Raw genomic sequence first — 23,246 nt, 5'->3', positions numbered from 1 at the left:
TGCCTTCAAGGGAGCAATGAACGATGTTCATGCCCGTTTTCGGCTGCCCATCGTTATCGTAGCGCCGGAAACTGCCTGCCTTCGATTTGAGTTCCTTGTGCGAAAGGACGTCCATGAGCCATCCATCCCCTCTCGCCGTATCGCGCCGCGTGGTTCTTGCGGGAAGCGCCGCCAGTGTCGGCCTCAGCGCGGTTCCGATCGGGGGTGCTTCCCAGAATGTCGAGGCCCCGCCGCTGACCATGCCGCCCACCATGCCGGTGTCGATGGAAGTCAATGGCAAGCCGGTCTCGCTCACCCTCGATACCCGCACGACGCTGCTCGATGCGCTGCGCGATCATTTAAAGCTCACTGGCACCAAGAAAGGCTGCGACCACGGCCAGTGCGGTGCCTGCACGGTGCTTGTTGACGGCGTCAGGATCAATTCTTGCCTGACCCTTGCCGTCATGCACGAGGGCGACAAAGTGACCACTATCGAAGGATTGGGCACCCCGAGCGACCTGCATCCAATGCAAGCGGCCTTCATCAAGCATGACGGCTACCAGTGCGGCTATTGCACGCCGGGTCAGATCTGCTCCGCCGTTGCCGTGCTCGAAGAGATCAAGGCGGGCGTGCCCAGCCATGTCCAGGCCGACATCACCCACGCCGCCAAGGCCACGAACATGGAGATGCGCGAACGCATGAGCGGCAATATTTGCCGATGCGGCGCCTACTCCAACATCGCCGAAGCCATGGCGGAAGTCGCGGGGACAGCCTCGTGAGGGCGTTCACCTACGAACGCGCCCGCTCGCCGCTGGCCGCTGCGGCGGCGGTAGCAGGCAAGCGCGGTGCCCGGTTCATCGCCGGCGGAACCAACCTGCTCGACCTCATGAAGCTTGAGATCGAAACGCCCACCCATCTGGTCGACGTTCAGGATATCGGCCTCGATCGGATCGAGCCTACCGACGGCGGCGGCCTGCGTATCGGTACGCTGGTGACCAACACCGCACTTGCCGCCGATCCGCGCGTGCGCCGCGATTATGGCGTGCTCACCCGCGCCATCGTCGCGGGTGCCTCGGGGCAGCTGCGAAACAAAGCGACCGTGGGCGGCAACCTGCTCCAGCGAACGCGTTGCCCCTATTTCTACGACACCAATCAGGCCTGCAACAAGCGCAAGCCCGGGTCGGGCTGCGCGGCAATCGGCGGGGTAAATCGTCTGCTGGGCGTTATCGGCACAAGCGATGCGTGCATCGCCACCAACCCCGGCGATATGGCAGTTGCGCTGCGACTTCTCGATGCCTCGGTCGAGACGGTGGATGGACAGGGCAAGACCCGCACCATGCCTATTGCCGAGTTCCACCGACTGCCGGGCGATACCCCGCATGTCGAAACGGCGCTCCAGCCCGGCGAACTGATAACCGCGGTAACCCTGCCGAGGCCCTTGGGCGGGCGGCATCTTTACCACAAAGTGCGCGACCGAGCCTCTTACGCCTTCGCCATCGTTTCGGTAGCGGCGGTGATCCAGCCGGACGGCAGCGGGCGCGCGGCCTTCGGCGGCGTGGCGCCCCGGCCCTGGCGGGTCGAGGCTGCCGAAGCCGCCATGCGCGACGGTGCGGCGGCGGTTGCCGCGCAAGTCTTCGCAGGGGCCCGGCCGACGCATGAGAATGCCTTCAAGGTTCCCCTGGCCGAACGCACGCTGGCGGGCGTTATGGCAGAGGCACGCGCGGAGAACCGGGCATGAAGTTCGACACCCCCGCAGGCACCAACCCCATCGATCGCATGAAGGTGGTGGGGCAACCGCACGAACGCGTGGAGGGGCCGCTCAAGACAACCGGAACAGCGGCTTACGCCTACGAGCACCAGCAATATCCCGGCGCGCCCGTCTATGGATACGTGGTGGGTGCCGCGATAGCCAAAGGCCGGATCGACTCCATCGACCGGACGGCGGCCCAGCACATGCCCGGCGTGCTTGCCATCGTGACTGCGCAAGACCTTGGCGCATTGGGCTTCGGCCCATTGGGGAAAGGCGACAAGAACACCGCCAACTTGCTCGGCGGCCCCGATATCGAGCATTATCATCAGGCCGTCGCGATCGTCGTTGCCGAGAGCTTCGAACAGGCGCGTGCCGCCGCCAATGCGGTTCATGTCGCCTATACGCGCGGACAGGGCCGCTTCGATCTGGCGCAAGAAAAGCCGAACGCCAAGGCGCTCACGGGATCGGATGCCGATACCGCGACCGGCGATTTCGAAACGGCCTTCGCGGCAGCGCCTGTCCAGATCGACCAGACCTATACCACGCCCGACCAGAACCACGCGATGATGGAGCCTTTCGCGACGATCGCGTGGTGGGAAGGCGATGCGCTTTCACTCTGGACCTCGAACCAGATGATCGCCTGGAACCGCGAGGATCTCGCCACAACGCTAAGCTTGCCGCTCGAAAAAGTGCGGATCATGTCGCCTTATGTCGGCGGTGGTTTCGGGGGTAAGCTGTTCCTCCGGTCAGACGCCGTCATGGCCTCGCTCGGCGCCAAGGCGGTTGGCCGGCCTGTGAAACTGGCGCTTCCCCGCCCCTTCATCATGAACAACGCCACCCACCGCCCGGCGACGATCCAGCGCATCCGCCTTGGCGCCACGCGGGACGGGAAGCTCGTCGCCATCGGCCACCAAAGCTGGTCGGGCGACCTGCCCGGTGGAGGCCCCGAAGTGGCGACGCAGCAGACCAAGCTGCTCTACGCCGGGGCCAACCGGATGACCGCCATGCGGCTGGCCGAACTCGATCTGCCCGAAGGTAATGCCATGCGCGCGCCGGGTGAGGCGCCGGGCCTGATGGCGCTTGAAATCGCGGTCGACGAAATGGCCGAGAAGCTGAAGATGGACCCGGTCGCCTTCCGCGTGCTCAACGATACGCAGGTCGATCCAGAGAAACCGACGCGCCCCTTCTCCCAGCGGAACCTCGTGCGCTGTCTGAAAGAAGGCGCCGAGCACTTCGGCTGGCATCGCCGCCTCGCCACCCCGGCACAGGTGCGAGAGGGCCGCTGGCTCGTGGGCATGGGCGTGGCGGCCGCTTTTCGCAACAATATCAACATCGCGTCAGCCGCCCGCGTCCGACTGAACGATCAGGGGATCGTCACGGTCGAAACCGACATGACCGACATCGGCACCGGCAGCTACACGATCATCGCCCAGACCGCAGCCGAGATGATGGGCGTGGGCATCGACAGGGTCGTGGTGCGGCTGGGGGATTCCGCGTTCCCGGTATCGTCAGGCTCCGGCGGGCAGTTCGGCGCGAACAGTTCCACTTCGGGCGTCTATGCAGCCTGCGTCAAGCTGCGCGAGGCGGTGGCGCAGCGGCTGGGATACGATCCTGAGCGAGCGGAATTCGCGGATGGTCTGGTGCGTGCGGACAATCGCTCCGCCACGCTCGCGGAAGCCGCCCAAGCGGGCGAACTCGTCGCCGAGGGCAGGATCGAATGGGGCAATCTCTCGAAGCAGTTCCAGCAATCGACGTTCGGCGCCCACTTCGTGGAAGCGGCCGTGGATTCCTTTACCGGTGAGATCCGCGTACGCCGCATGTTGGCGGTCTGCGCTGCCGGACGCATCCTCAATCCGCGAACCGCGCGCAGCCAGATGATCGGCGCGATGACGATGGGCGTGGGCGGCGCGCTGATGGAGGAACTCGCCGTAGACAAGCGCTTCGGGTTCTTCGTGAACCACGACCTCGCCGGCTACGAAGTCCCGGTCCATGCCGATATCCCGCATCAGGAAGTACACTTCATCGACGAGGCGGACGCCACCGTATCGCCGATGAAGGCCAAGGGCGTGGGCGAACTGGGTCTGGCGGGTGTCGGCGCGGCCGTCGCCAATGCCGTTTACAATGCCACCGGGGTCCGTGTGCGCGATTATCCGATCACGCTCGACAAACACCTCGCCGGATTGCCCACGCTGACTTGAGGCGGCCGAACCCAAAACGACCTGGATTATCCCTTCCCGGAGAACGATCATGAATCCCGACACGACGGCCCTGGTCCTGATCGAATTCCAGAACGACTTCACAAGCCCGGGCGGCGCCCAGTATGATGCGGTCAAGGCGGTGATGGACAGCACCGACATGCTCGCCAACACGCAGGCACTGGTCGAGCAGGCGCGGGCCGCCGGGGTGAGCGTGATGTATGCGCCGATCTCGTTCGCTGATGGCTATCCAGAGATCGCCAGCGACGCGTACGGCATCCTTGCGGGCGTGAAAGCTGCCGGGGCCTTCAAGCAGGGAAGCTGGGGCGCGGCGATCGTGGATGTCCTGGCGCCTCAATCCGGCGACATCGTCATAGAAGGCAAGCGCGGCCTCGACTGTTTCGCCAGCACCAACATCGATTTCATCCTGCGCCAGCGCGGAATAACGGATGTGGCCATCGCAGGCTTTCTGACCAATTGCTGCGTCGAATCCACCATGCGCAGCGCCTACGAGCGCGGCTACCGCGTCGTCACGCTGACGGATTGCACCGCCACGCTCTCCGAAGACGAACAGCGGCTCGCGACCGAGAAGAACTTTCCGATGTTCTCCCGTCCGATGCGCAATGATGCCTTTCTGGAAGAACTTGGCTGCGACGTGCTCTCCAAAGCCTGAATCGGGCGAGTGACGCAATAGTCGGAACGTCCGGTCACGATGACGATCACGATGACGGCGGCGGAATGGGGAACCCCGTTGCCAGATGGTCGATCCACGCCCTGACAGCCGGAGGAAGGCCTCGGCGTGTCGTGAAGACCAGATGCACGATCCCCTTCTGACCTCGCCAGGCCGGCAGCACATGCACCAGTCTCCCATCGGCGAGTGCTTCGCGGCAAACATGGTCGGGAAGAAGCGCAATGCCGAGGCCGTCGATCGCGGCATTCCTCACCGCCAGCATGTCCTCGCATGAGAGCCGAGGGGAAAAGCGGACATGATGCGAGGCTCCCTCGTCGGTTTCCAGCAACCATTGAATCTCGTCGCTGCTGTCGCTCGTGCTCAGGCAAGGCAGATCGGGCAATTGCGCAACCTCTTTCACGCGGCTCGCCATTTGGGGACTTCCCACGAGGATGCGCGTCGAAGTGCCCAGCGAACGCATGGTCAGGGACGCGTCGCTCGTCAGCGCCGTCCGCACGCGCAGGGCCACGTCGATGCGCTCGTCGATCAGGTCGACCGCCCGGTCGGTCGCCACAAGCTGAAGGCGGATCTTGGGGTATCGTACGAGAAATGAGGGAAGAAACGCCGAAACCAGCTCGACCAGACCGGTCGGGCAACTGAAGCGCACCCGCCCGTGAGGTTCGGCCTGGGCCTGCATGACCAGGGTCTCAGCCTGTTCCACTTCGGCCAGAATCGTTCGGCATCGCTCGTAAAACGCCTGCCCGGTGTCGGTCACGCGAAAGCGCCGGCTCGATCGTTCGATAAGGCGCAGGCCCAGACGCTCTTCCAGTCCCGCGATGCGGCGGCTGAGCTTGGATTTGGGTTCGCGCAAAGCGCGCCCGGCGGCCGCGAAGCCACCATGAGTCACGACCTCGGCGAAATAGGCATAGTCGTTGAGATCGATTTTCATCATCGTTCCTCCAATGGAACGCTAAGTGCCACATTTGCCGTCTACACGCATCATCGTTCTGGATGCATTTCCAAGGGGCAACGGCGATCCCGCCGCCAGCTTCAAGGAGAAAGACAATGACGGACAAGTTCAATGGCAAGGTCGTAGTGGTAACCGGCGGCACCAGCGGCATCGGGCTCGCAACTGCCAAGGCATTCGCCGACGAAGGCGCCTCGGTATTCATCACCGGGCGGCGTCAGGACGCCCTTGATGCGGCGGTCCGTGCGATCGGTGGCCGCGTGACCGGCGTGCGCGGCGACATGGCCGAGCTTGCCGATATCGACAGGCTCTACGACGCAGTCCAGCAGAAGCATGCCCAGATCGATGTGGTCTTTGCCAATGCCGGCGGCGGTGAGTTCGCCCCGCTCGGCGCGATCACCGAAGAGCACTACCAGCGCACTTTCGACACCAATGTGAAGGGTGTGCTGTTCACTGTCCAGAAGGCGCTTCCGCTGATCCGCGACGGCGGCTCGATCATCCTCACCGCCTCGACGACCAGCGTGTCGGGCACCCCTGCCCTCAGCGTATATTCGGCCACCAAGGCGGCAGTCCGCAACTTTGCCCGCAACTGGATTTTGGACCTCAAGGACCGCCGCATCCGCGTAAATGCCGTCAGCCCCGGCGTGACGGAAACGGCCGGGCTCAATGAACTGTTCGGCGGCGGCGAGCAGGCGGAAGGCACGAAGGACTACCTTGCCGGACTGATCCCCGCCGGGCGTGTCGGCCAGCCGGAGGAAATTGCCAAGGCAGTCCTGTTCCTCGCCTCCGACGAGGCAAGCTTCGTCAACGGGGTCGAACTGTTCGTCGACGGTGGGCAGGTCCAGATCTGAAGCGCATCGGGAGGTTTCCGCCGACGGGAACCTCCCTCCGTCCCCCAAGACGCCCAACGCGGCGGCGAGACACGAAGGCCTCTGGAAATCCAGGGGCCTTTGCCTTCATCACAGTGGCGAAATGAGCGGAAGGGTGCCGATCTCGCCCGCTCGCGGCAAGCAGCATGGGCACACAAATAAGGCATTGCCGCTGCGGATATGCTTGGCTACATGCGAATGACTCGCAAGTTCGGCAGGTCGTCGTTGAGGCTGAAAGGGAAGCAGATGCCGCAACGCGATGTCATAACCGACATTGTTACCGAGCGCCGGGACGAGTTGGTGAGATATGCGGGCGCAGTCAGCGGCGATGCGGACGGCGCGGAGGACCTTGTGCAGGAAGCATGGTTGCGGCTGGATCAGGCCGCGCGCGTGCAGGAGGTCGCCAAGCCCACGCACTTGCTTTGGCGGGTGCTCCGCAACCTGTCGATCGATCGCAGCCGCAGGATTGCCCACGAAGGCCGCGTTGTCGCGCAGGCGGACGAGCGGCGGTTTGCGGAACTCCCGGATGACCAGGCTTCGGTGGAAGCCATGCTGATCGCGCGCGACGAACTCGCCCGCATTCAGCGCGTGCTCGATGCGCTCGATCCCCGCACGCGCACCGCTTTCGAGATGCATCGCTTTGAAGGCGCAAAACTGCGCGAGATCGCCGCACGCCTCGGGGTTTCCGTGACGGTGGCGCATGGTCTGGTGGCGGCGGCCATCCGCGAAATTCGCGCCGCGATTCCCCGCTGATTGCGATCGATGCGCGTCGTGCGCGAAAAACACGCCGCTTCGCGCGTCTGTTGGGTAAGAGGATGGAGAAGATGCGCCTGAAAGGCGCAACGATCCTCGATACTGGCAGGAAACGGGAAGACGGGTGACAGGGCAGGGATGACGGGCACTTTCCCCGATGACGCCGCGCGGCACGCCGATGAAGAGGCAGTGGAGTGGGTCATCCTGCTGCGCGAGGAGGCCGATGAGCCCGAGACGCGCGCGCGCTTCGAGGATTGGCTGGCCGCATCGCCGCTCCATGCCGAAGCTTGGGCCGCAGCGGCCTATGCCTATGACCGGGCGGGCGATGCACGCCCGGCTTATGCCCCTCCCGTCCGCGCCGCCGAGCCGCGCCCGGTGCTGCCTGCCGGCCCTTCACCCTACCGGCGCCGGGGCGGGACGCGCCGTTCGCCGGGCTGGCGGCGCCTGCGAGTCCGCCATCTGGTTGTAGCGGCGGTGGCGGCCTGCCTCATGCTGGCCGTCGCGCCTTCGGTCATGCTGCGGGCTCAGGCGGATTACCGTACCGGAACTGCCGAACTGCAGCAGGCACAGCTCGCGGACGGCAGCGTGGCCCATCTCGCGCCGGGCAGCGCCATCGCCGTATCTTACGGCGCCAACCGCCGGGAAATCCGCCTGCTGAAAGGCGAGGCGTGGTTCGACGTGCGGCACGATCCCGCCCGTCCCTTCTATGTCGACGCAAACGGCGTCACCACGACAGACATTGGCACGGCCTTCGACGTCCGTCTCGATGCGGGCGGCGTCACCACGCAAGTAACGAGCGGCCGGGTCCGCGTCGCTTATGCGGCCCGGCCGCCGGTGTCCGAGCATCTGGCCGGAGGCGACGCCGTGCGCGTGGGATTCGACGGTGCGGTCGAGCGCAGTACGATGCCGCCCGCGCAGATGGCAGCGTGGCGCAATCGCCAGATCATCGTCCACGACCGCCCGGCGACCGATGTGATCGACGCGCTGCGGCCGTGGTTCGCGGGAGTCATCGTCGTCGGGGGCGATGGTTTCGCGCACCAGCGCATCACCGGCGTCTACAACGCCGGCGATCCGGCCGAGGCGCTGCGCGGGCTGACGCAGGCCTATGGCGGGTCCGTGCAGACGATCACGCCGTGGATGATCGTCATCTCCTCAAGCTGAAAACTTGCTGGAATCGGGCACTAAAACCGATTTCGCTCATGCCTCCCGAAAAAATTCCCGCAGCTGCGTCTATTCGGATGAGAGGTGTTATTGCGACGCATGAGCGGAAATGCCTCTGGTCAGGGATAACGATGAAGGAGGCATTTTTGGTGGTTCAGGGTGGGTTCGCCGGACGCGATGGTTTGCGGAACAAGAGGTCGCGCCGTGCCGCACTGGCGGCATTGTTGATGACGGCCGGGCCAGTCGCGCTGACCGCCGCTGCACCGGCGCAAGCGCAGGACGCAGCGCGCAGCTTCGATATTCCCGCCCAGCCCCTCGCCAATGCGCTCACCGCGTTCGGCCAGCAGTCCGGGCTTCAGGTTAGCGCGCAGGCGCCGCTGCTCGAAGGACGCACCTCGCAGGCGGTGAAGGGATCGCTCTCGTCCATGCAGGCGCTGAGCCAGATGCTGGTCGGCACAGGCCTGACGTTCCGGATGGTCGGAACGACGGTCTCGCTCGAAGCCGCGCCGCAGGCTGCCGGCGGCACGGTCCTGCTCGGCCCGGTGCGAGTGGAGGAATCGGGCGGATCGCAGAGCGCCGCCAATACCGCCGCGACCGACCCGCAACGGCCCACCGGCCCCGGCGAAGGCTATGTCGCAACGCGCAGCCTGACCGCGACCAAGACCGACACTCCGATTGCGCGCACCCCGCAGGCCATTTCGGTCGTCACCAGCGCCCAGATCGCCGCGCAGGCCGCGCAAAGCGTGCCGCAGGCGCTGCGCTACACCTCCGGCGTTCAGGCCGAACAGCGCGGCGTCAACACCGACGGCGAGGAATATGTGTTCGGCCGGGGTTTCCGGCTGGAGGAATACCTCGACGGACTGATCCTGCCCGACGTCTCCTACAACATCGCCTCCTATGAGCCCTACAACCTCGAACGCGTGGAAGTGCTGCATGGCCCGGCCTCGGTCCTGTTCGGGCAGGCCTACCCCGGCGGCATCGTCAATCTGGTGAGCAAGCGGCCTACTGCCGATCCGCTGCATGAAGTGCAGCTTTCGGCCGGAAGCTGGAACCGCTTTCAGGGCGCGGTCGATCTCGGCGGCCCGCTCGATGCCGGGGGCGACGTTCTCTACCGGCTGACCGGCGTTGCGCGCCACAGCGATTCCCAGATCGACCACGTCGAAACCGAGCGCTATTCGCTCGCGCCTGCCGTTACTGTCCGGATCGACAAGGACACCGACCTGACGGTGCTGGGCAACGTGCAGTACGATCCCAAGGCGGGGTATTACAATTTCGTACCCTCGCAGGGCACCGTGACGGCCAATCCCAACGGCAAGGTCTCCACCAGCCTCGACATCGGCGATCCTTCGTTCGACCGGCACAGCCGCACGCAGTGGGGGCTTGGCTACATGCTGGAGCACCGCATCGGCGAAACGTGGACGCTGCGCCAGAATTTGCGCTACACGCACATCCGCGACAGCCTCGACAACGTGTTCACATATGGCTTCCAGCCCGATCTGCGCACGCTCAACCGTTATACCTTCACCAACCACGAGAGCCTCGGGCAGATCGCTGTGGACAATCAGGTGCAGGCGAAGTTCTCGACCGGCGCGCTGGAGCACACGCTGCTTGTTGGCCTCGACTATCGCCGGATCGACTATGAGGAGCGCTATGGGTCGGACTTCGCCGGGCAGCCTACGCTGGATGCTTTCGCGCCGGTCTACGGCCAGAGCTTCACGATGCCCGCCTATTCGGGTGACGAGGATGTCGGGCAGGACCAGCTCGGCCTCTATGCGCAGGACCAGATCCGCGTAGGCAAGCTCGATATACTCGCCGGACTGCGTCAGGACTGGGCAGGATCGACGGATCACGAGCGGATCAGCGGGCAGGTCACCAAACAGAACGACAGCAAGCTGACGGGCCGCGTCGGCGCGGTTTACAGCTTCGCGGGCGGCCTTTCGCCTTATGTCAGCTATGCCACCTCGTTCCAGCCGACGGTCGGCACCGGCTATGACGGATCGGCGTTCCGGCCGACGACCGGAGAACAGTACGAGGCGGGCCTCAAGTACCAGCCCACCGGCCTGAATGCTTTCGCCACTGTCTCGGTGTTCCACCTGACGCAGCAGAATGTGACGACGCCCGATCCCGATCCCACGCATACCGGCTTCAGCGTCCAGACCGGTGAAATCCGTTCGCGCGGGGTGGAATTCGAACTGCACGCGCACCCGGTGCCGCAGCTTGGCCTCATCGCCACGTACACTTACCTCGACAACAAGGTGACCAAGAGCAACGACACCGAGAACGCCTTCGGCAACAACCTTGGCAAGCGGCCCTTCGGCGTTCCCCGCCAACAGGCGTCCGGCTGGGCGGACTATACGTTCGACGGCGGCCACATCTCCGGCCTGACGCTCGGCGCCGGTGTCCGCTATGTCGGATCGACCTATGGCGACAGCCTCAACACCTTCAAGGTGAAGGCCAGCACGCTTGTCGATGCGCTCGCCAGCATCGACCTGAGCGGAATGGGCGAAGCGCTCGAAGGCTGGAAGCTGAGCGTCAACGCCAGCAACCTGCTGGACAAGCGCTACGTCGCCTATTGCCAGAGCGCCTCGCTCTGCGCCTTCGGGCTGCGGCGTACCGTGCTGGGTTCGCTGGCCTACCGCTGGTGATGCCCGGGTGAGAGCGCGAAACATGCAGGCGTGGTCGGTCATCCATCGATGGTCGAGCCTCGCCTGCACGGCCTTCCTGTTGATGCTGTGCCTGACCGGCCTGCCGCTGATCTTCCACGACGAGATCGACGCGGCAAGCGGCCGCCTTGTCCATCCCCCGGCCGGGGAGCACGGGCCGGAACTCCCGCTCGACCGCATCGCGGACCGCGCCGATGGTGCGGTGCAGGCGATCTACTGGAAGGATGAGGAACCCCGCGTCGTGCACCTCGTCACCACGAAGGCGGGCGACACGGCTTGCGATGCGCGCACGGCCCTGCCGCTCCGCACGCCGACGGCTGGGCCGGACGTGATGGGCGGTGTGCTCATGCTGCACAGCCGCCTGTTCGCAGGGCTTGCCGGATACATTGCGCTTGGGCTTGCCGGGCTGCTCGCCGTGCTCGCGATCCTATCGGGCGTGGTTCTTTACGCGCCGTTCACCCGCCACCTGCGGTTCGGCGAAATCCGTCGCTCTCGCCCCCTTCGCGTGAGGATGCTGGACCATCACAACCTGCTCGGCATAGCTACGGCGGCGTGGCTGGCGGTGGTGGCGGTAACCGGCACGATCAACACGCTGGAGGAACCGCTCTTCGCGGTCTGGCGCGCTGACCGCCGGCCCGACGGTATCGCTGCTGCCCAAGGCAAAAGCGTCACACCGGGACAGGCCCTCGCCGCCGCCCGTCGCGCTGCCCCGGCGCTCATTCCGAACAGCATGGTTCTGCCCACATCGCCGGTGGGTACTCCCGGCGACGTGACCGTCTGGATGCACGGCGGCTCTCCGCTGACCGAGCGGCTCTATCGCCCCGTCATGGTCGATGTCCGGTCCGGAAGGGCCGAACTGGACCGGAACTTTCCATGGTACCTCAATGCCCTCAATCTCGCGCGTCCGCTCCATTTTGGCGACTATGGCGGATTGCCGCTCAAGATCATCTGGGCCTTGCTCGACATCGTGACGATCGTGGTTCTCGCCACCGGGCTCTTTCTGTGGTTCGGGAAGTGCAGGCCGAGGAGGCTCGGATGAAGGCACGGCACGTTTCCGCCCGCGAGCAATGGGGCTGGCCAGTCGCGCTCGCCGGGCTGACCCTGTTCGGGCTGCTATCCGCGCTGCTGGGTGAAGGCGGTCTATGGTGGGCCCTGTCGTGGACCGCGCTCGCAACGCCGCTGCTGGTAAGCGCGCGGCATGTCATGCGCCCTTCTCAGCCGATGACGAGGATCGACGACAATGCCTTGTGAACCGCAGGCCGAACGACTGGGCTACCGCCCCGCCGCGAGCGGGCGCTTCTACGGCCTGATCGGAACCGTCATCGTCTACGCGCTGGCCGCGTCGGGTTTTCTTGTCGCGATTTCCTTTGTCGCGACCCGGCCTCCGGCTGCTCCGGCGCTCGCGGTGGTGAACCTGAGGACGGCCGCTTCGCCGCCGGAAAAGACGCCCGAAAAACAGGATGCGCCCAAGCCGGTCGAAAACAAGCCTCTCCCGGCGGAACCGCAAAAGGTCCCGCCGCCTCTGCCGGTCGCCATCCCCATCGTATCGGTACCGGCGCCGACCGCCGCCGTTACCAAGCCGGCCGCCCCTGCTCCCCAGCAGACCGAATCCGCCGCGCCCAGGACGCTCCCCGCGCCGCCCGCCCCGCAAGTGGCCAGCAATGCGCCCGACACATGGGAGGGCCGGGTGCTGGCCGCACTCAACCAGCATCGCCACTATCCGGCCATGGCCAGATCGCGCCACCAGCAGGGCATCCCTTACGTGCGCTTCGTGATGGACCGGCAGGGCAAAGTGCTATCCTGCCGCCTTGAGCGCAGTTCGGGATTCCCCGATCTGGATCGCGAGGCCGTATCCCTGCCCAAGCGCGCTGAGCCCCTGCCCAAGCCCCCGGCCGAACGGATCGGTGACACCGTGGAACTGGTCGTACCGGTCGAGTTCCTGCTGAGTTGAGAGCGGCGAAGGCGCGTGATCGCCGGGCTTGCCTGAGGCCGTCCACTCTATCGACGGCCAGCTTCCCCTACCGCTGCCCAGCCATCTGTTAATTCGCCTTGGCCAATTCAGCCGCATAGAGCACCGGTTTGCCTTCGACATTCGCGCGATAGATCATCCAGCGCCCATCCGGCGTAAAATGCTCATTGGGCTCCAGCGTGTAGTCCTGCCGGGAAAGGTCAACTATCCGTTCGCTACGCAGCGTTCCGGTGGCGATCAGGCTCTCGGCATCAAGCGTGTCTTCAGCTTCGGGTGATGCGTCCGCGACGGGATGGAAAACGCTGATATACTTGTCGGCATCGTTACCGTCGCCCGCGACAACAGTGCCATCGGGCGAAGTGAGATAGTGGTAGGCACCTTGGTCGTGGGCAACCTTGTACCAAATACGCTTTTTGGCGTTGCCGCCGCTCTCGATCTCGTACCGGGCAAGCCAGAGCATGCCGCCCTTGGGCATTTGCAGGTCGTACCAGATCGCTTTGCCGTCGCTCGACCAGTATTCGTGCCCGGCGATTTCGCCCTGCATCGAACGCTGGTGTATCTTGGTGAGCGCGCTGCCGTCGGTGCGGATCGTCCAGATGCGGTCAACTTTGTGCCACGGGCCTTCGTGACAGAACATCATCAGTCCGGGGTCTTTGGGCGAGAACTGGACATGGTTCAGCCAATCGGTGGCGCGGTGGATGCTGTGGCTGGCGCCCGTCGCGGTATCGATCGTGAATATCTCCATCGGCACTTTTGCGGAGAGTCTTGCGTCCATCCAGCGCGCCTTGGCCGCTGCGAAAGAGAGCGGGTGGCCCTGCGCATCGGTGCCAGAATAGCTCGGCGAGCCGGTCTTGGGATCGCGCTTGCCTTGTGCGGCGATGGCGGGCGGCGGCGGTGCCAATTCGCGGTGCCCGGCAAGGAGAGTATCGTCGGCATTGATCGATTCGATGCGGCCGCCGAGCAATTGCGCAATTCTGCGCGACTTGCCGGTGTCGAGGTTCAGAACCCAGACGGTGGAAGGACCTTCGCCATCGTCGCTACCGGCCGGGCGGGTGGTGTAATAGGCTTCCGGACGGGTGTGGCCGGTGAAGAGCAGTCGGTCCACAGTACCCCGAAAGACCAGTTTCGTGGACCAGTCGCGGGTCGAGGCCGTGCGGATCCCTTCGGCAGTCAGATAGACCATCCTGTCGCCATTGGGCGTGAAAGCGTTGTAATTGAAATAGAGGCCGTAGACGCCGGGCCGATCATCTATCCTGACAATCCGGTGGCCGGTAGCAGGATCAATCCATTCGCGCGGGCCCTCCTTCGGCCAAGCCGCCGGCGCCATCAGAGCTGCGCCCGCCGCGATCACCAAAAGAGCTTTCCGCATTGCCTTCTCCGTCCCATTTTTAGAGATGCAATACCGAATATAGGGACGATGGCAATATGGGGATGGCACCCGAAGGCTGCACTCCCTGACGACTATCCGCCGGTGACCATGCGGGAGCGGGTCACCACCGATTGCCAGCGATCGCCGCTGCCGCCATACGTTTCCAAACCCGACAAGAAGGGAGCATCATGAAGAGACTCCATTTTCTTCTTCCGCTGATCGCCTCGCTGGCGGCTTGCGAAACCACACCGCACGCAACGGGGCCTCAAGAAACGGGGTCCACGAAGGCGATGATCACGCTCTCGGGCCACGCCACTTATCGCGAGCGGATCGCCCTGCCGCCCGCCGCGCACCTTTCGGTCGCGATCAGCGACGTAAGCCGGATGGATACCGCCGCGCCCGTGATCGCCTCTACCGAGTTCGCCACCGAGGGACGGCAGGTGCCGCTGGCCTTCACTCTCGATTACGATGCGACGAAAATCGACCCGCACGGTCGCTATGCGGTATCGGCGCGCATTACCGATGGCGGCGGGCAACTCATCTGGATAACCGACACTCACACGGCCTTGCCCGCTGTCGGGCAGCCGGTCGAATTGATGCTGGTGCAGGTTCAGCGATGAACCTTGGCGATTGCCGGGCTCTGCTAGAAAGTGTGCTCCGCAAGGATGATTTCCGCCGCGCGCCAGCCGATTGCCATCGTCGGCGCATTGGTGTTGCTGCCGGTGATCGAGGGCATGATCGAGGCATCGACCACGCGGAGTCCTTCCACACCTTGCACCTTGAGATCGGCGCCGACCACGGCGTTCTCGTCCGATCCCATCCGGCAGGTTCCGACGGCATGAAAACCGGTGGAGCCATACTTGAAGGTCGCCTCCAGCAGGTCCTCGTCGCTGACCGTGCCCGGGCCGGGGATCAGTTCCTCGACGATGTGCTCGGCTAGGACCGGCTGCGCGGCCAGCTTGCGGATGTAGCGCAGGATCGCAACCGCATTGTCGCGGTCGTACTGGGTCGCCATGTAGTTGGCATCGATCTTGAGCGGGGCCGAGGGATCGCTTGCGGTGATTTCCAGCGTGCCCCGGCTTTCGGGCCGCAGCGTGTAGCCATAGATCGTCACCGCCGGATAAGGACTGACGCCCTCCCGCCCGGACGTGAACGGCCCCAGTCCGATCTGCGCATCCGGTAACTTCAGGCTCGGATCGGTCTTGATGAAACCACCGGCAACGAACGTCGAGCGCGCAAGCGGCCCTCGCCCCAGGAGGCCCCAGGCCAACGCCGAGCGAACCAGTCCGAGGCCCTGAAGACCTGCGTTGCTGCCGCCGCGCTTCACCCGGTACTGGACGGGCAGGGTGCGGTGATCGCTCATATTGCGCCCGACCTCAGGGCGATCGACCACCGTCTCGATGCCGAGGCTTTGCAGCAGTCCTGCCGGACCGATACCCGAGCGCTGGAGGATCGCCGGAGAATTGAGCCCGCCGGCACTGAGGATTGTCTCCCGTCCGGCGGCAACGCTGAACTCGCCGCCCCGATGGCGAACGCGCACGCCGGTCGCCCGCCGTCCGTCGAATTCCACCGCAAGGACCTCGGCGTCCGTCACCACATCGAGGTTCTTGCGGCGCATCGCCGGCTTCAGGAATGCGCGCGCGGCGCTGAAGCGCTTGCCGTTCTTGCAGATCGTCCGAGGCTGGCGACCGAAACCGCCCTCCACGCTCGCCTTTACGCTGTTGATGTCGTCCACGACCGGAACGCCAAGCGCTGCCGCTGCTGAGATGGTCGCGCGGAACAGCGGATCGTCGCTGGGCGAGAGGTTGACCTGAAGGGGCCCCGCCCCGCCGCGTGCCTGTGCGGGGCCCAGTTCGTGCCGCTCCATTTCCTCGTAGCAGCGGCTGATGTCCTGCCAGCCCCAGCCCCTGCCGGAGCCGGCCTTGGCCTCCCAGTCATCGTAGTCGTCCGGCGCGCCGCGCGTGTAGACCATGCCGTTGATCGAACTGGATCCGCCCAGCGTGCGCCCGCGCATCCAGAACTCCGCCGGACGGTTGCCGCCGGGCGAGGCCATGTAGCGCCAGATATAGGGGCTTTTCGGCCCCATGAGCTTGGCGAGGCCCATTGGAACCGTGATGAGCATGTTGCGATCCGATGGGCCGCATTCGAGGAGCAGCACCGAATTGCGCGCGTCGGCCGAGAGGCGATTGGCCAGCACGCAGCCGGCGGACCCCGCGCCGACAATCACATAGTCGTAATGGGGGCGCATCAAGCGATGCCCAGCGCCGCGCGGATCGCGTTGCCCACCGCGCTTGCCCCGTCGGCCCCGCTCATGCGGTTGTGGCAATAGGCAACGGCAAGGCCCGTGGCGGGATCGGCCCATCCCAGCGAGCCGCCTGCCCCCGGGCACGCGATTGCGGTGGTCGATGCCAGCGCCATGGTGAGCGGCGACTGGCCATCGTACATCCAGTAGCCGCCCTGACTGAGCGGCATCGGCATGCCGAAGAACACCGGATCGGGAAGCGTGCCGCCGGGCCGCATCTGACAGCTCATCGCCACGCGTTCGGGCGAGAGCAGGCGCTTGCCATCAAGTTCGCCGCCATTGGCAAGGATTGCCCAGAACCGCGCGAGGCTGCGCGCGGTGAAAATACCGCCGACACCGGCAATCGTCGCCCGCCGCACGTCCTCCCGCTCGAAAATGTCGGGAGCGAGGCGAACATCGAAAGGCATTGCCTTTTCAAGCACCGTCCCCGGCGGTGGCGGCTGCATGTTAAGCGCGTCGACAAGCTTGGCGATGCGGGGCTCGACCTCCTCCGGAACCCCGATCCACAAGTCCTCGATGCCGAAGGGCGCGGCGATTTCCTGCGCCACGAATTCCTGAAAGCTGCGGTGTTCGGGGTCGGTCCGCCGGACAATCTCGCCGATCACCCAGCCGAAAGACACCGCCTGATATGCCGGTTGCCCCACCGGGAAGATCGGTTCGAGCGCGGCGATGCCGGTGGTCATCGCATTCCAGTCGCACATCATCTCGGGCGTGACGGCCGGCGGCATCTGCGGCGTGCCGGTCCGGTGCGAAAGCGCATCGCGAACGGTGACGGCCTCCTTGCCGTTGGCGCCGTACTCGGGCCAGTATTGGGCCACCGGACGGTCGTAATCGACAAGGCCGCGTTCGGCCTGAACGTGCAGTGCGGTCGCGGCAACAGCCTTGGTCACCGAGAAGACGTTGAACAGCGTATCGCCGTCCACCTCGCGGTCGCTGGCGGGATCCGCGACACCTGCCCAGGCATCCGCCACAAGCTCGCCGTTCAGATAGGCGGCGACCTGCACGCCGACTTCGGTTCCATCTGCGACCAGAGTGTCGAGAACTTTCTGGACAGCTGCATTCACTGCCTGATGCTTGGTCATGTCTACGCCTCTCCACCGGAGCGGCGTAAGGCCGGCTCAGACAGCCCCCGCCAACTCTGCAGGACTCATAATATGCATTTTATGAGCAGGTCAATTCCCGATAATCGGCATTCCTGCGGCGATATCCATCCATAATACGCTATATTAAAAATCCCTTGAAGTCCCGCCGCCGGGCGTGGAATGGAATGCGCACGGCCTCGCCGATGCGAGTTGAATGACGGGAGCAATGCGCAAATGGCTGGCAAGCCATCGAAGGAAGGCCTGGTTTCGGCAGCGGCCGGGCGCATGAAGGAGATGATCCTGGCGCGGGAACCCGACGCGCAGATCGGTTCACTTCCGGATGTCGCCAAGGCGCTGGGCGTCGGCGTGGTCACAGTGCAGCAAGCCGCGCGCGTGCTGGAGCATGAGGGGTTTCTGAAGGTCAGGCGCGGCAACGGCGGCGGCTATTACGGCGCCCGCCCGAACGCCGCGTCGCTGGGCCGTGCCATCGCGGGCTTCCTTCAGGTCAACCAGACGCGCGAACACGAAGCCATTGAGATCATGACGCTGCTCGACTGCGACCTGATTTCCGCTGCGGCGCTTGCGACCGACGAGACGCTTCGCGCGCGGCTGCGCGATCTCGGCAAGCGCATCGATGCCTGCGACACGGCGGAGCAGCGAGGCGCCTTCGAGCAGGAGATGCAGGACATCATCTATGCCATGGTCGATCGGCCGTTGATGGAGATGCTCGCGCGGGTGACCATGGAGCACTATTCCTCGCACGCCCACCTGCCGATCTATCCGGGAACGGACGGCGCGGAGCGCTGGAAGCAGGAGCGCCACAACATCATCTACGCCATTCTGAGAGGCGATCCGGGGCTCGCCCGTTTCGAGGCGCAGCGCCGGCGCGAGGACATTCTGGAACGTCTGGCAAAAGCCCAGTCAATGGCTGGCGGGCAGTAGCAAGGGTCAGGCCTGCTCTCTCACCGCATGGACATCGAATAGGGCCTTTTTGCAGAGCCCGAACCCCATGCCTTGTTCGGCGTCGCCTGCATCGTGAAACGAAGCGTGCCGCCGCTGCGCACGTCGGCATCGGATATCCACGCGTGTTCAAGCGGGCGTCCGTTCAGTTCCACCTTCCCGACATAGGCGTTCGCGTCGGTCAGGTTGTCCGCATCGACCGTGAAGGTCTTCCCGTTCGGCAGCGTGATCGCGGCGTGGCGCACGAACGGGCGGCCGATCACATACTGGTTCGAACCCGGCGTTACCGGGTAGAAACCGAGCCCCGTGAAGACCAGCCACGCCGACATCTGGCCAAGGTCGTCATTGCCCGAAAGCCCGTCCGGCGTCGGCTTGTACTGGCTTTCGACAATCTGCTTCAAACGTTCCTGCGCGCGCCAGGGCGCCCCGGCATGGACATAGAGATAGGCGACGTGGTGGCTGGGCTCGTTGCCGTGGATATACTGGCCGATCAGCCCTGAAATGTCTTCGGCATGGCTGTAGTCCAGCTTCGAATTGTCGAAGTCGAACATCGCGTCCAGCCGGGCAACGACCTTGCCGTCCCCGCCCAGCATCCGGAACAGGCCCGCCTGATCCTGCGGCACGAACCAGCTGTATTGCCAGGCATTGCCTTCGGTATAATCGGAGCCGTAGTTGATCGCCGTCGGATCGAACGGCGTGCGGAACGATCCGTCGCTCTTGCGCGCGCGCAGCCAGCCGCTCTTGGAATCGAACGAATTGCGCCAGTACCCGGCCCGTTTGTCAAAACGGGCGGCAAGATCGTTGCGGCCCATCGCCTGCGCCATGCGGGCGATGGTCCAGTCGTCGTAGGCGTATTCGACCGTCTTGGAGGCCGCCTCCGGCTCCTTGTCGATCGGCACATACCCGCGCGTCATGTACTCACCCAACCCGCCGTAGGGCGCATAGTCCGCGCTGGCCACCATCGCGTCGAGCGCCCTGGCCGCGTCGAACCCGCCGAAACCCTTGAGGTAAGCATCGGCGATCACCGGCGCCGCGTGATAGCCGATCATGGTCCAGGTCTCACGCCCGGCGAACTGCCACACCGGCAGGATACCCCAGGGGCTGTGCTCGCGGCTGGCGACCAGCGAATTGACGATGTCGGAGGTGGTCGCTTCGGGCTGGACCAGCGTGAGCAAGGGATGCTCCGCGCGGAACGTATCCCAGAGCGAAAACGTGGAGCGGAACGTGAAGCCCTCGGCCTTGTGAACCTGATCGTCAGGGCCGCGATAGCGACCGTCCGCATCGCTCCAGACGCTGGGCGCCAGCAGGCTGTGATAGAGCGCCGTGTAGAGGTTGGTCCGCATCTGCGGCGCGGCATCGATCGTCAGGCGGTCGAGCGCCTGCCGCCATTGCCCCTCGGTGCGGTGGCGCACGGTGTCGAAGTCGGCACCTTCGGCATCCAGATTGGCCATGGCGCCCTGCTCGTCCACGCCGGAAATCGCCACGCGCACTTCCAGAGGCCGGTCCAGCGCGCCGAAGTCCAGCCGCGCCTCCAGCGCCTTGCCCAGCTTTTCGGCCAGCGCATCGCCGCCCTGCCCCGGCAACGCCTGAGGGGCGCGGAACCCCTTGTAGGCCACATGCTCGTCGCGATCCACGAAAGCATGGTCCTTCAGCGGCGCGGAAAAGCGCATGGCGAAGAACAGCTTGCGGCCCGGTGCCCAGCCCCGCGTCTCGCGAAAGCCGGTGACCGTGCCGTCTGCGTGCAGATGCAGGCCGGACCACAGGATCTTGCCCGGATAGTCGTAAAGGCTGCTGCGCAGGTCCAGCACCAGATGGGCCTCGGCACCCTTGGGGAACGTATAGCGGTGGATGCCGACGCGGGTGCCGGCGGTCAGCTCGGCGCGCACGCCGCTATCGGCCAGCGTCACCGCGTAATAACCCGCGCTGGCGACTTCGCTGTCATGGGAGAAACGCTGGCGATAGCCGGAACCGGGCTGACCGGCGCTGCCGGGATCCAACTGCACATCGCCGGCCTTGCCTATCGCAGGCATGACCAGAATGTCGCCCAGGTCCGAATGTCCCGCGCCTGAAAAGTGCGTGTGACTGAACCCCTGAATGGTGCTGTCGTGATAGCTGTATCCCGCCGCATGGGCATAGCAATCGCGGATCTGACAGGTCGTGTCCGTATCGGGCGACAGCTGCACCATGCCGAAGGGCGCGCTGGCACCGGGGAACGTGTGGCCTTCCGGGCCGGTGCCGATCATCGGGTCCACCCAGTGCAACGGATCGTCTTCTGGCGCGGCCGCGAGCGGTTGAACGGCAAGGACACAAGTTAACGCGGCGACCGCAAATGATAGCTTCATGGCGCCAGAATAGACAGAGCAGCCCCAGGTGTTCAACCGCCGCCGATCGGCGGGATTTCGCGTTCAAGCACGGCAATCGTCGTCGGCATCGCGGCCATTGGCCATCATCCGCGATAGCGCAGCGTTTCCACCAGCAGCGCGAAGGCCGGCGAGGCATGGCGCCGACTGGGATAATAGAGGTGATAGCCGGGGAACGGACCGCACCAGTCCTCCATCACGCGGACAAGCCGGCCTGCTTCGACATGATGCATCACCTGATCTTCGGGCAGATAGGCAAGCCCCAGCCCGTCCAGTGCCGAATTGAGGCGCAGGCTGATATTGTTGAAGACCAACTGGCCTTCGATGCGCACGTTCACCTCATGCCCGTCCTTGTCGAGGTCCCAGGGGAAAATGCCGCCATAGGTCGGCAGACGGATGCCGATGCAATTCTGCGCGGTCAGGTCCTGCGGCGTGCGGGGGATTGGATGGCGAGTGAAATAGTCGGGCGAACCGACTACCGCCATGCGCATGTCGGGGCCGATCCGAACGGCGATCATGTCCTTTGCAACCTGGTCGCCCAGACGCACGCCGGCGTCGAAGCCTTGAGCCACGATGTCGGTCAGCCCGTAATCGACGATGATCTCCACGCGAACATCGGGGTTGTCGGGAACGATCCTGCGAAGTGCCGGTTGCAGGATCGAAACGGCGGCATGTTCTCCAGCGTTAATGCGGATGGATCCAGCAGGCCTGTCGCGCAACTGGCTGAGGGAGGCGAGTTCCTGCTCGATTTCCTCGAAACGCGGGGCCAAGGTATCGAACAACCGACGCCCCGCCTCGGTGGGTGCCACACTGCGGGTAGTCCGGGTGAGCAGGCGCAGTCCGATACGCTCCTCCAGTCCCCTGATCGTCTGGCTCAGGGCCGATTGCGAGACGCCCAGCTTGGCCGCAGCGCGGGTGAAGCTCAGTTCTCTGGCGACGACAACGAAGGCCGCCAGCTCGTTATAGTTCTCGGTTGCCATTGATTAGCCCAGCTTATCGAAACATGCCGATTATAGAGACTAATCGTACCTTCGCCACCAGCCTATCTTGATCGCCGACCAGTGGAACGAGCTTGGACGTTTGGAGCCGAGAAGGATGGAGATGGACTCTGATTGGGCCATTGGGCGTCGCGCGATCGTCGCCGATGGCGGTATCCGCAAGGTTCGTTCCCGAGAACCCGCGACCGCTGAACCAGATAGAAGAGTAGGACAACGACAATGACGACCGAGACTCCCACCGTCACGCTGAACAATGGCGTAAAAATGCCGAGCCTGGGCTTCGGCGTGTTTCAGGTCCCCGACCCCGCCGAGTGCGAGCGCAGCGTGCGCGACGCGATCGATGTCGGCTATCGCTTGCTCGACACCGCAACGTCCTACGGCAACGAAGCCGCGGTCGGTGCGGCGATCCGAAGCCACGGGATCGACCGCAACGAGCTGTTCGTCACCACCAAGCTGTGGATCGAGGATGCAAGCTACGAGGGGGCGAAGGCCGCCTTCGAACGCTCGCTCGAAAAGCTGCAACTGGACTACCTCGATCTCTGGCTCATCCATCAGCCCTATGGCGACGTCTATGGCGCATGGCGTGCCATGGAGGAACTCCACCGCGAGGGACGCATCCGCGCGATCGGCGTCAGCAATTTCTATCCCGACCGTCTGCTGGACTTCGTGCTTCACAACCAGATCACACCTGCCGTGAACCAGATCGAGATCCACCCCTTCCACCAGCAGAGCGACGCGCAGGAACTCCTTGCCGAATACAAGGTACAGCCCGAGGCCTGGGGCCCGTTCGCCGAAGGCAAGAACGGCCTGTTCTCCAACGAAGTGCTTGCCGTCATCGGCCGGAAACACGGCAAGACCATCGCGCAAGTCGTCCTGCGCTGGCTGAACCAGCGAGGCATCGTCGCCATCCCGAAGTCGGTTCGCAAGGAACGCATGGCCGAAAACTTCGCGATCTTCGACTTCGAACTCGACGAAGACGATAATGCCAAAATCGCAACCCTCGACCAGAAGGCGAGCAGCTTCTTCGATCACCGGGATCCCGCAATGGTCAAGTGGCTGGGCACGCGCAAGCTCTGAACGCGGCACGGCGAAGTCGGTCAATCAGCGCCGACTTCGCCGTGCCCTTGCTCCGTTCGAGCGGCGGTTTAGAGCCGCATAGACGTGAGGATACCTCCGACCTCCCGATGGGCAAAGATCCG

General features: G+C 64.7%; 20 protein-coding genes. 14 read left to right on the top strand and 6 right to left on the bottom strand.

The features are described from left to right. The first annotated feature begins 113 nt into the window (after window positions 1-113). From paoA to EDF56_RS06085, 4 genes are read left to right on the top strand one after another with little or no spacing between them, the layout of a single operon-like run. Complete coding sequence (gene paoA / locus EDF56_RS06100) at window positions 114-758, top strand: aldehyde dehydrogenase iron-sulfur subunit PaoA (RefSeq protein WP_132385878.1); 645 nt, start codon at window positions 114-116, stop codon at window positions 756-758. Continuing rightward, on the top strand, window positions 755-1,717 hold the full coding sequence (locus tag EDF56_RS06095; protein WP_132385877.1) for a xanthine dehydrogenase family protein subunit M: 963 nt from the start codon (window positions 755-757) through the stop codon (window positions 1,715-1,717). The genes paoA and EDF56_RS06095 overlap by 4 nt, the downstream gene beginning before the upstream one ends. Beyond that, entirely contained in the window at window positions 1,714-3,927 is a 2,214-nt protein-coding gene (gene paoC, locus EDF56_RS06090; protein WP_132385876.1) for an aldehyde oxidoreductase molybdenum-binding subunit PaoC, read from the top strand. Before EDF56_RS06095 ends, paoC begins: the two co-directional genes overlap by 4 nt. 49 nt (window positions 3,928-3,976) lie before the next feature. Next, on the top strand, window positions 3,977-4,597 hold the full coding sequence (locus tag EDF56_RS06085; protein WP_132385875.1) for a cysteine hydrolase: 621 nt from the start codon (window positions 3,977-3,979) through the stop codon (window positions 4,595-4,597). Window positions 4,598-4,643: 46 nt separating this feature from the next. Here EDF56_RS06085 and EDF56_RS06080 read toward each other — a convergent pair whose 3' ends face one another. Then, entirely contained in the window at window positions 4,644-5,543 is a 900-nt protein-coding gene (locus EDF56_RS06080) for a LysR substrate-binding domain-containing protein (protein ID WP_132386307.1), read from the bottom strand. Window positions 5,544-5,659: 116 nt separating this feature from the next. On the opposite strand from EDF56_RS06080, the gene EDF56_RS06075 reads away from it, so the two are divergent. The 7 genes from EDF56_RS06075 to EDF56_RS06045 all read left to right on the top strand — a co-directional run bounded on the left by EDF56_RS06075 (window position 5,660) and on the right by EDF56_RS06045 (window position 12,958). Further along, the gene (locus EDF56_RS06075; protein ID WP_132385874.1) at window positions 5,660-6,412 is read left to right on the top strand and encodes a glucose 1-dehydrogenase; all 753 of its coding nucleotides are present in this window, start codon (window positions 5,660-5,662) and stop codon (window positions 6,410-6,412) included. A gap of 264 nt (window positions 6,413-6,676) precedes the next feature. Further along, complete coding sequence (locus EDF56_RS06070; protein ID WP_165912094.1) at window positions 6,677-7,183, top strand: sigma-70 family RNA polymerase sigma factor; 507 nt, start codon at window positions 6,677-6,679, stop codon at window positions 7,181-7,183. Between the two features lie 138 nt (window positions 7,184-7,321). After that, window positions 7,322-8,344 carry a FecR domain-containing protein gene (locus tag EDF56_RS06065; protein WP_132385872.1) on the top strand — a complete coding sequence of 341 codons (1,023 nt, stop codon included), beginning with the start codon at window positions 7,322-7,324 and terminating at the stop codon, window positions 8,342-8,344. Between the two features lie 131 nt (window positions 8,345-8,475). Next, window positions 8,476-10,989 (top strand): TonB-dependent siderophore receptor, encoded by a 2,514-nt coding sequence (locus EDF56_RS06060; RefSeq protein WP_165912093.1) that lies wholly within the window; start codon window positions 8,476-8,478, stop codon window positions 10,987-10,989. 22 nt (window positions 10,990-11,011) lie between these two features. Next, window positions 11,012-12,046 (top strand): PepSY-associated TM helix domain-containing protein, encoded by a 1,035-nt coding sequence (locus tag EDF56_RS06055; protein ID WP_132385870.1) that lies wholly within the window; start codon window positions 11,012-11,014, stop codon window positions 12,044-12,046. Beyond that, window positions 12,043-12,258: a hypothetical protein gene (locus EDF56_RS06050; RefSeq protein ID WP_132385869.1), complete on the top strand. Its 216-nt coding sequence runs from the start codon at window positions 12,043-12,045 to the stop codon at window positions 12,256-12,258. Before EDF56_RS06055 ends, EDF56_RS06050 begins: the two co-directional genes overlap by 4 nt. Next, entirely contained in the window at window positions 12,248-12,958 is a 711-nt protein-coding gene (locus tag EDF56_RS06045) for a TonB family protein (RefSeq protein WP_132385868.1), read from the top strand. The genes EDF56_RS06050 and EDF56_RS06045 overlap by 11 nt, the downstream gene beginning before the upstream one ends. 88 nt (window positions 12,959-13,046) lie before the next feature. Here the strand turns inward: EDF56_RS06045 and EDF56_RS06040 are convergent, their stop codons facing one another. Then, window positions 13,047-14,345, bottom strand: coding sequence for an oligogalacturonate lyase family protein (locus EDF56_RS06040; protein WP_243652421.1), 1,299 nt, complete (start codon window positions 14,343-14,345; stop codon window positions 13,047-13,049). A gap of 290 nt (window positions 14,346-14,635) precedes the next feature. On the opposite strand from EDF56_RS06040, the gene EDF56_RS06035 reads away from it, so the two are divergent. Then, a complete protein-coding gene (locus EDF56_RS06035; RefSeq protein ID WP_243652420.1) occupies window positions 14,636-14,965 on the top strand; it encodes a YbaY family lipoprotein in 330 nt (109 codons plus the stop codon). A 23-nt stretch (window positions 14,966-14,988) separates the two neighbouring features. Here EDF56_RS06035 and EDF56_RS06030 read toward each other — a convergent pair whose 3' ends face one another. Then, the gene (locus EDF56_RS06030; RefSeq protein ID WP_132385866.1) at window positions 14,989-16,593 is read right to left on the bottom strand and encodes a GMC family oxidoreductase N-terminal domain-containing protein; all 1,605 of its coding nucleotides are present in this window, start codon (window positions 16,591-16,593) and stop codon (window positions 14,989-14,991) included. Next, window positions 16,593-17,729, bottom strand: coding sequence for a serine hydrolase domain-containing protein (locus EDF56_RS06025; protein WP_132385865.1), 1,137 nt, complete (start codon window positions 17,727-17,729; stop codon window positions 16,593-16,595). The genes EDF56_RS06030 and EDF56_RS06025 overlap by 1 nt, the downstream gene beginning before the upstream one ends. 234 nt (window positions 17,730-17,963) lie before the next feature. On the opposite strand from EDF56_RS06025, the gene EDF56_RS06020 reads away from it, so the two are divergent. Then, window positions 17,964-18,671, top strand: coding sequence for an FCD domain-containing protein (locus EDF56_RS06020; RefSeq protein WP_132385864.1), 708 nt, complete (start codon window positions 17,964-17,966; stop codon window positions 18,669-18,671). Between the two features lie 20 nt (window positions 18,672-18,691). Here the strand turns inward: EDF56_RS06020 and EDF56_RS06015 are convergent, their stop codons facing one another. Further along, entirely contained in the window at window positions 18,692-21,031 is a 2,340-nt protein-coding gene (locus EDF56_RS06015; protein ID WP_132385863.1) for a GH92 family glycosyl hydrolase, read from the bottom strand. A 104-nt stretch (window positions 21,032-21,135) separates the two neighbouring features. Further along, window positions 21,136-22,029, bottom strand: coding sequence for a LysR family transcriptional regulator (locus EDF56_RS06010; RefSeq protein WP_132385862.1), 894 nt, complete (start codon window positions 22,027-22,029; stop codon window positions 21,136-21,138). Window positions 22,030-22,266: 237 nt separating this feature from the next. Between EDF56_RS06010 and EDF56_RS06005 the strand changes: the two genes are divergently transcribed. Beyond that, the gene (locus tag EDF56_RS06005; RefSeq protein WP_132385861.1) at window positions 22,267-23,124 is read left to right on the top strand and encodes an aldo/keto reductase; all 858 of its coding nucleotides are present in this window, start codon (window positions 22,267-22,269) and stop codon (window positions 23,122-23,124) included. Window positions 23,125-23,246: the final 122 nt, after the last annotated feature.

The sequence above is a fragment of the Novosphingobium sp. PhB165 genome, from assembly GCF_004341845.1.
Lineage (GTDB): Bacteria > Pseudomonadota > Alphaproteobacteria > Sphingomonadales > Sphingomonadaceae > Novosphingobium.
Note: the sequence above shows the minus strand (reverse complement) of the source record. Positions and strands in the feature narration are given on the sequence as shown.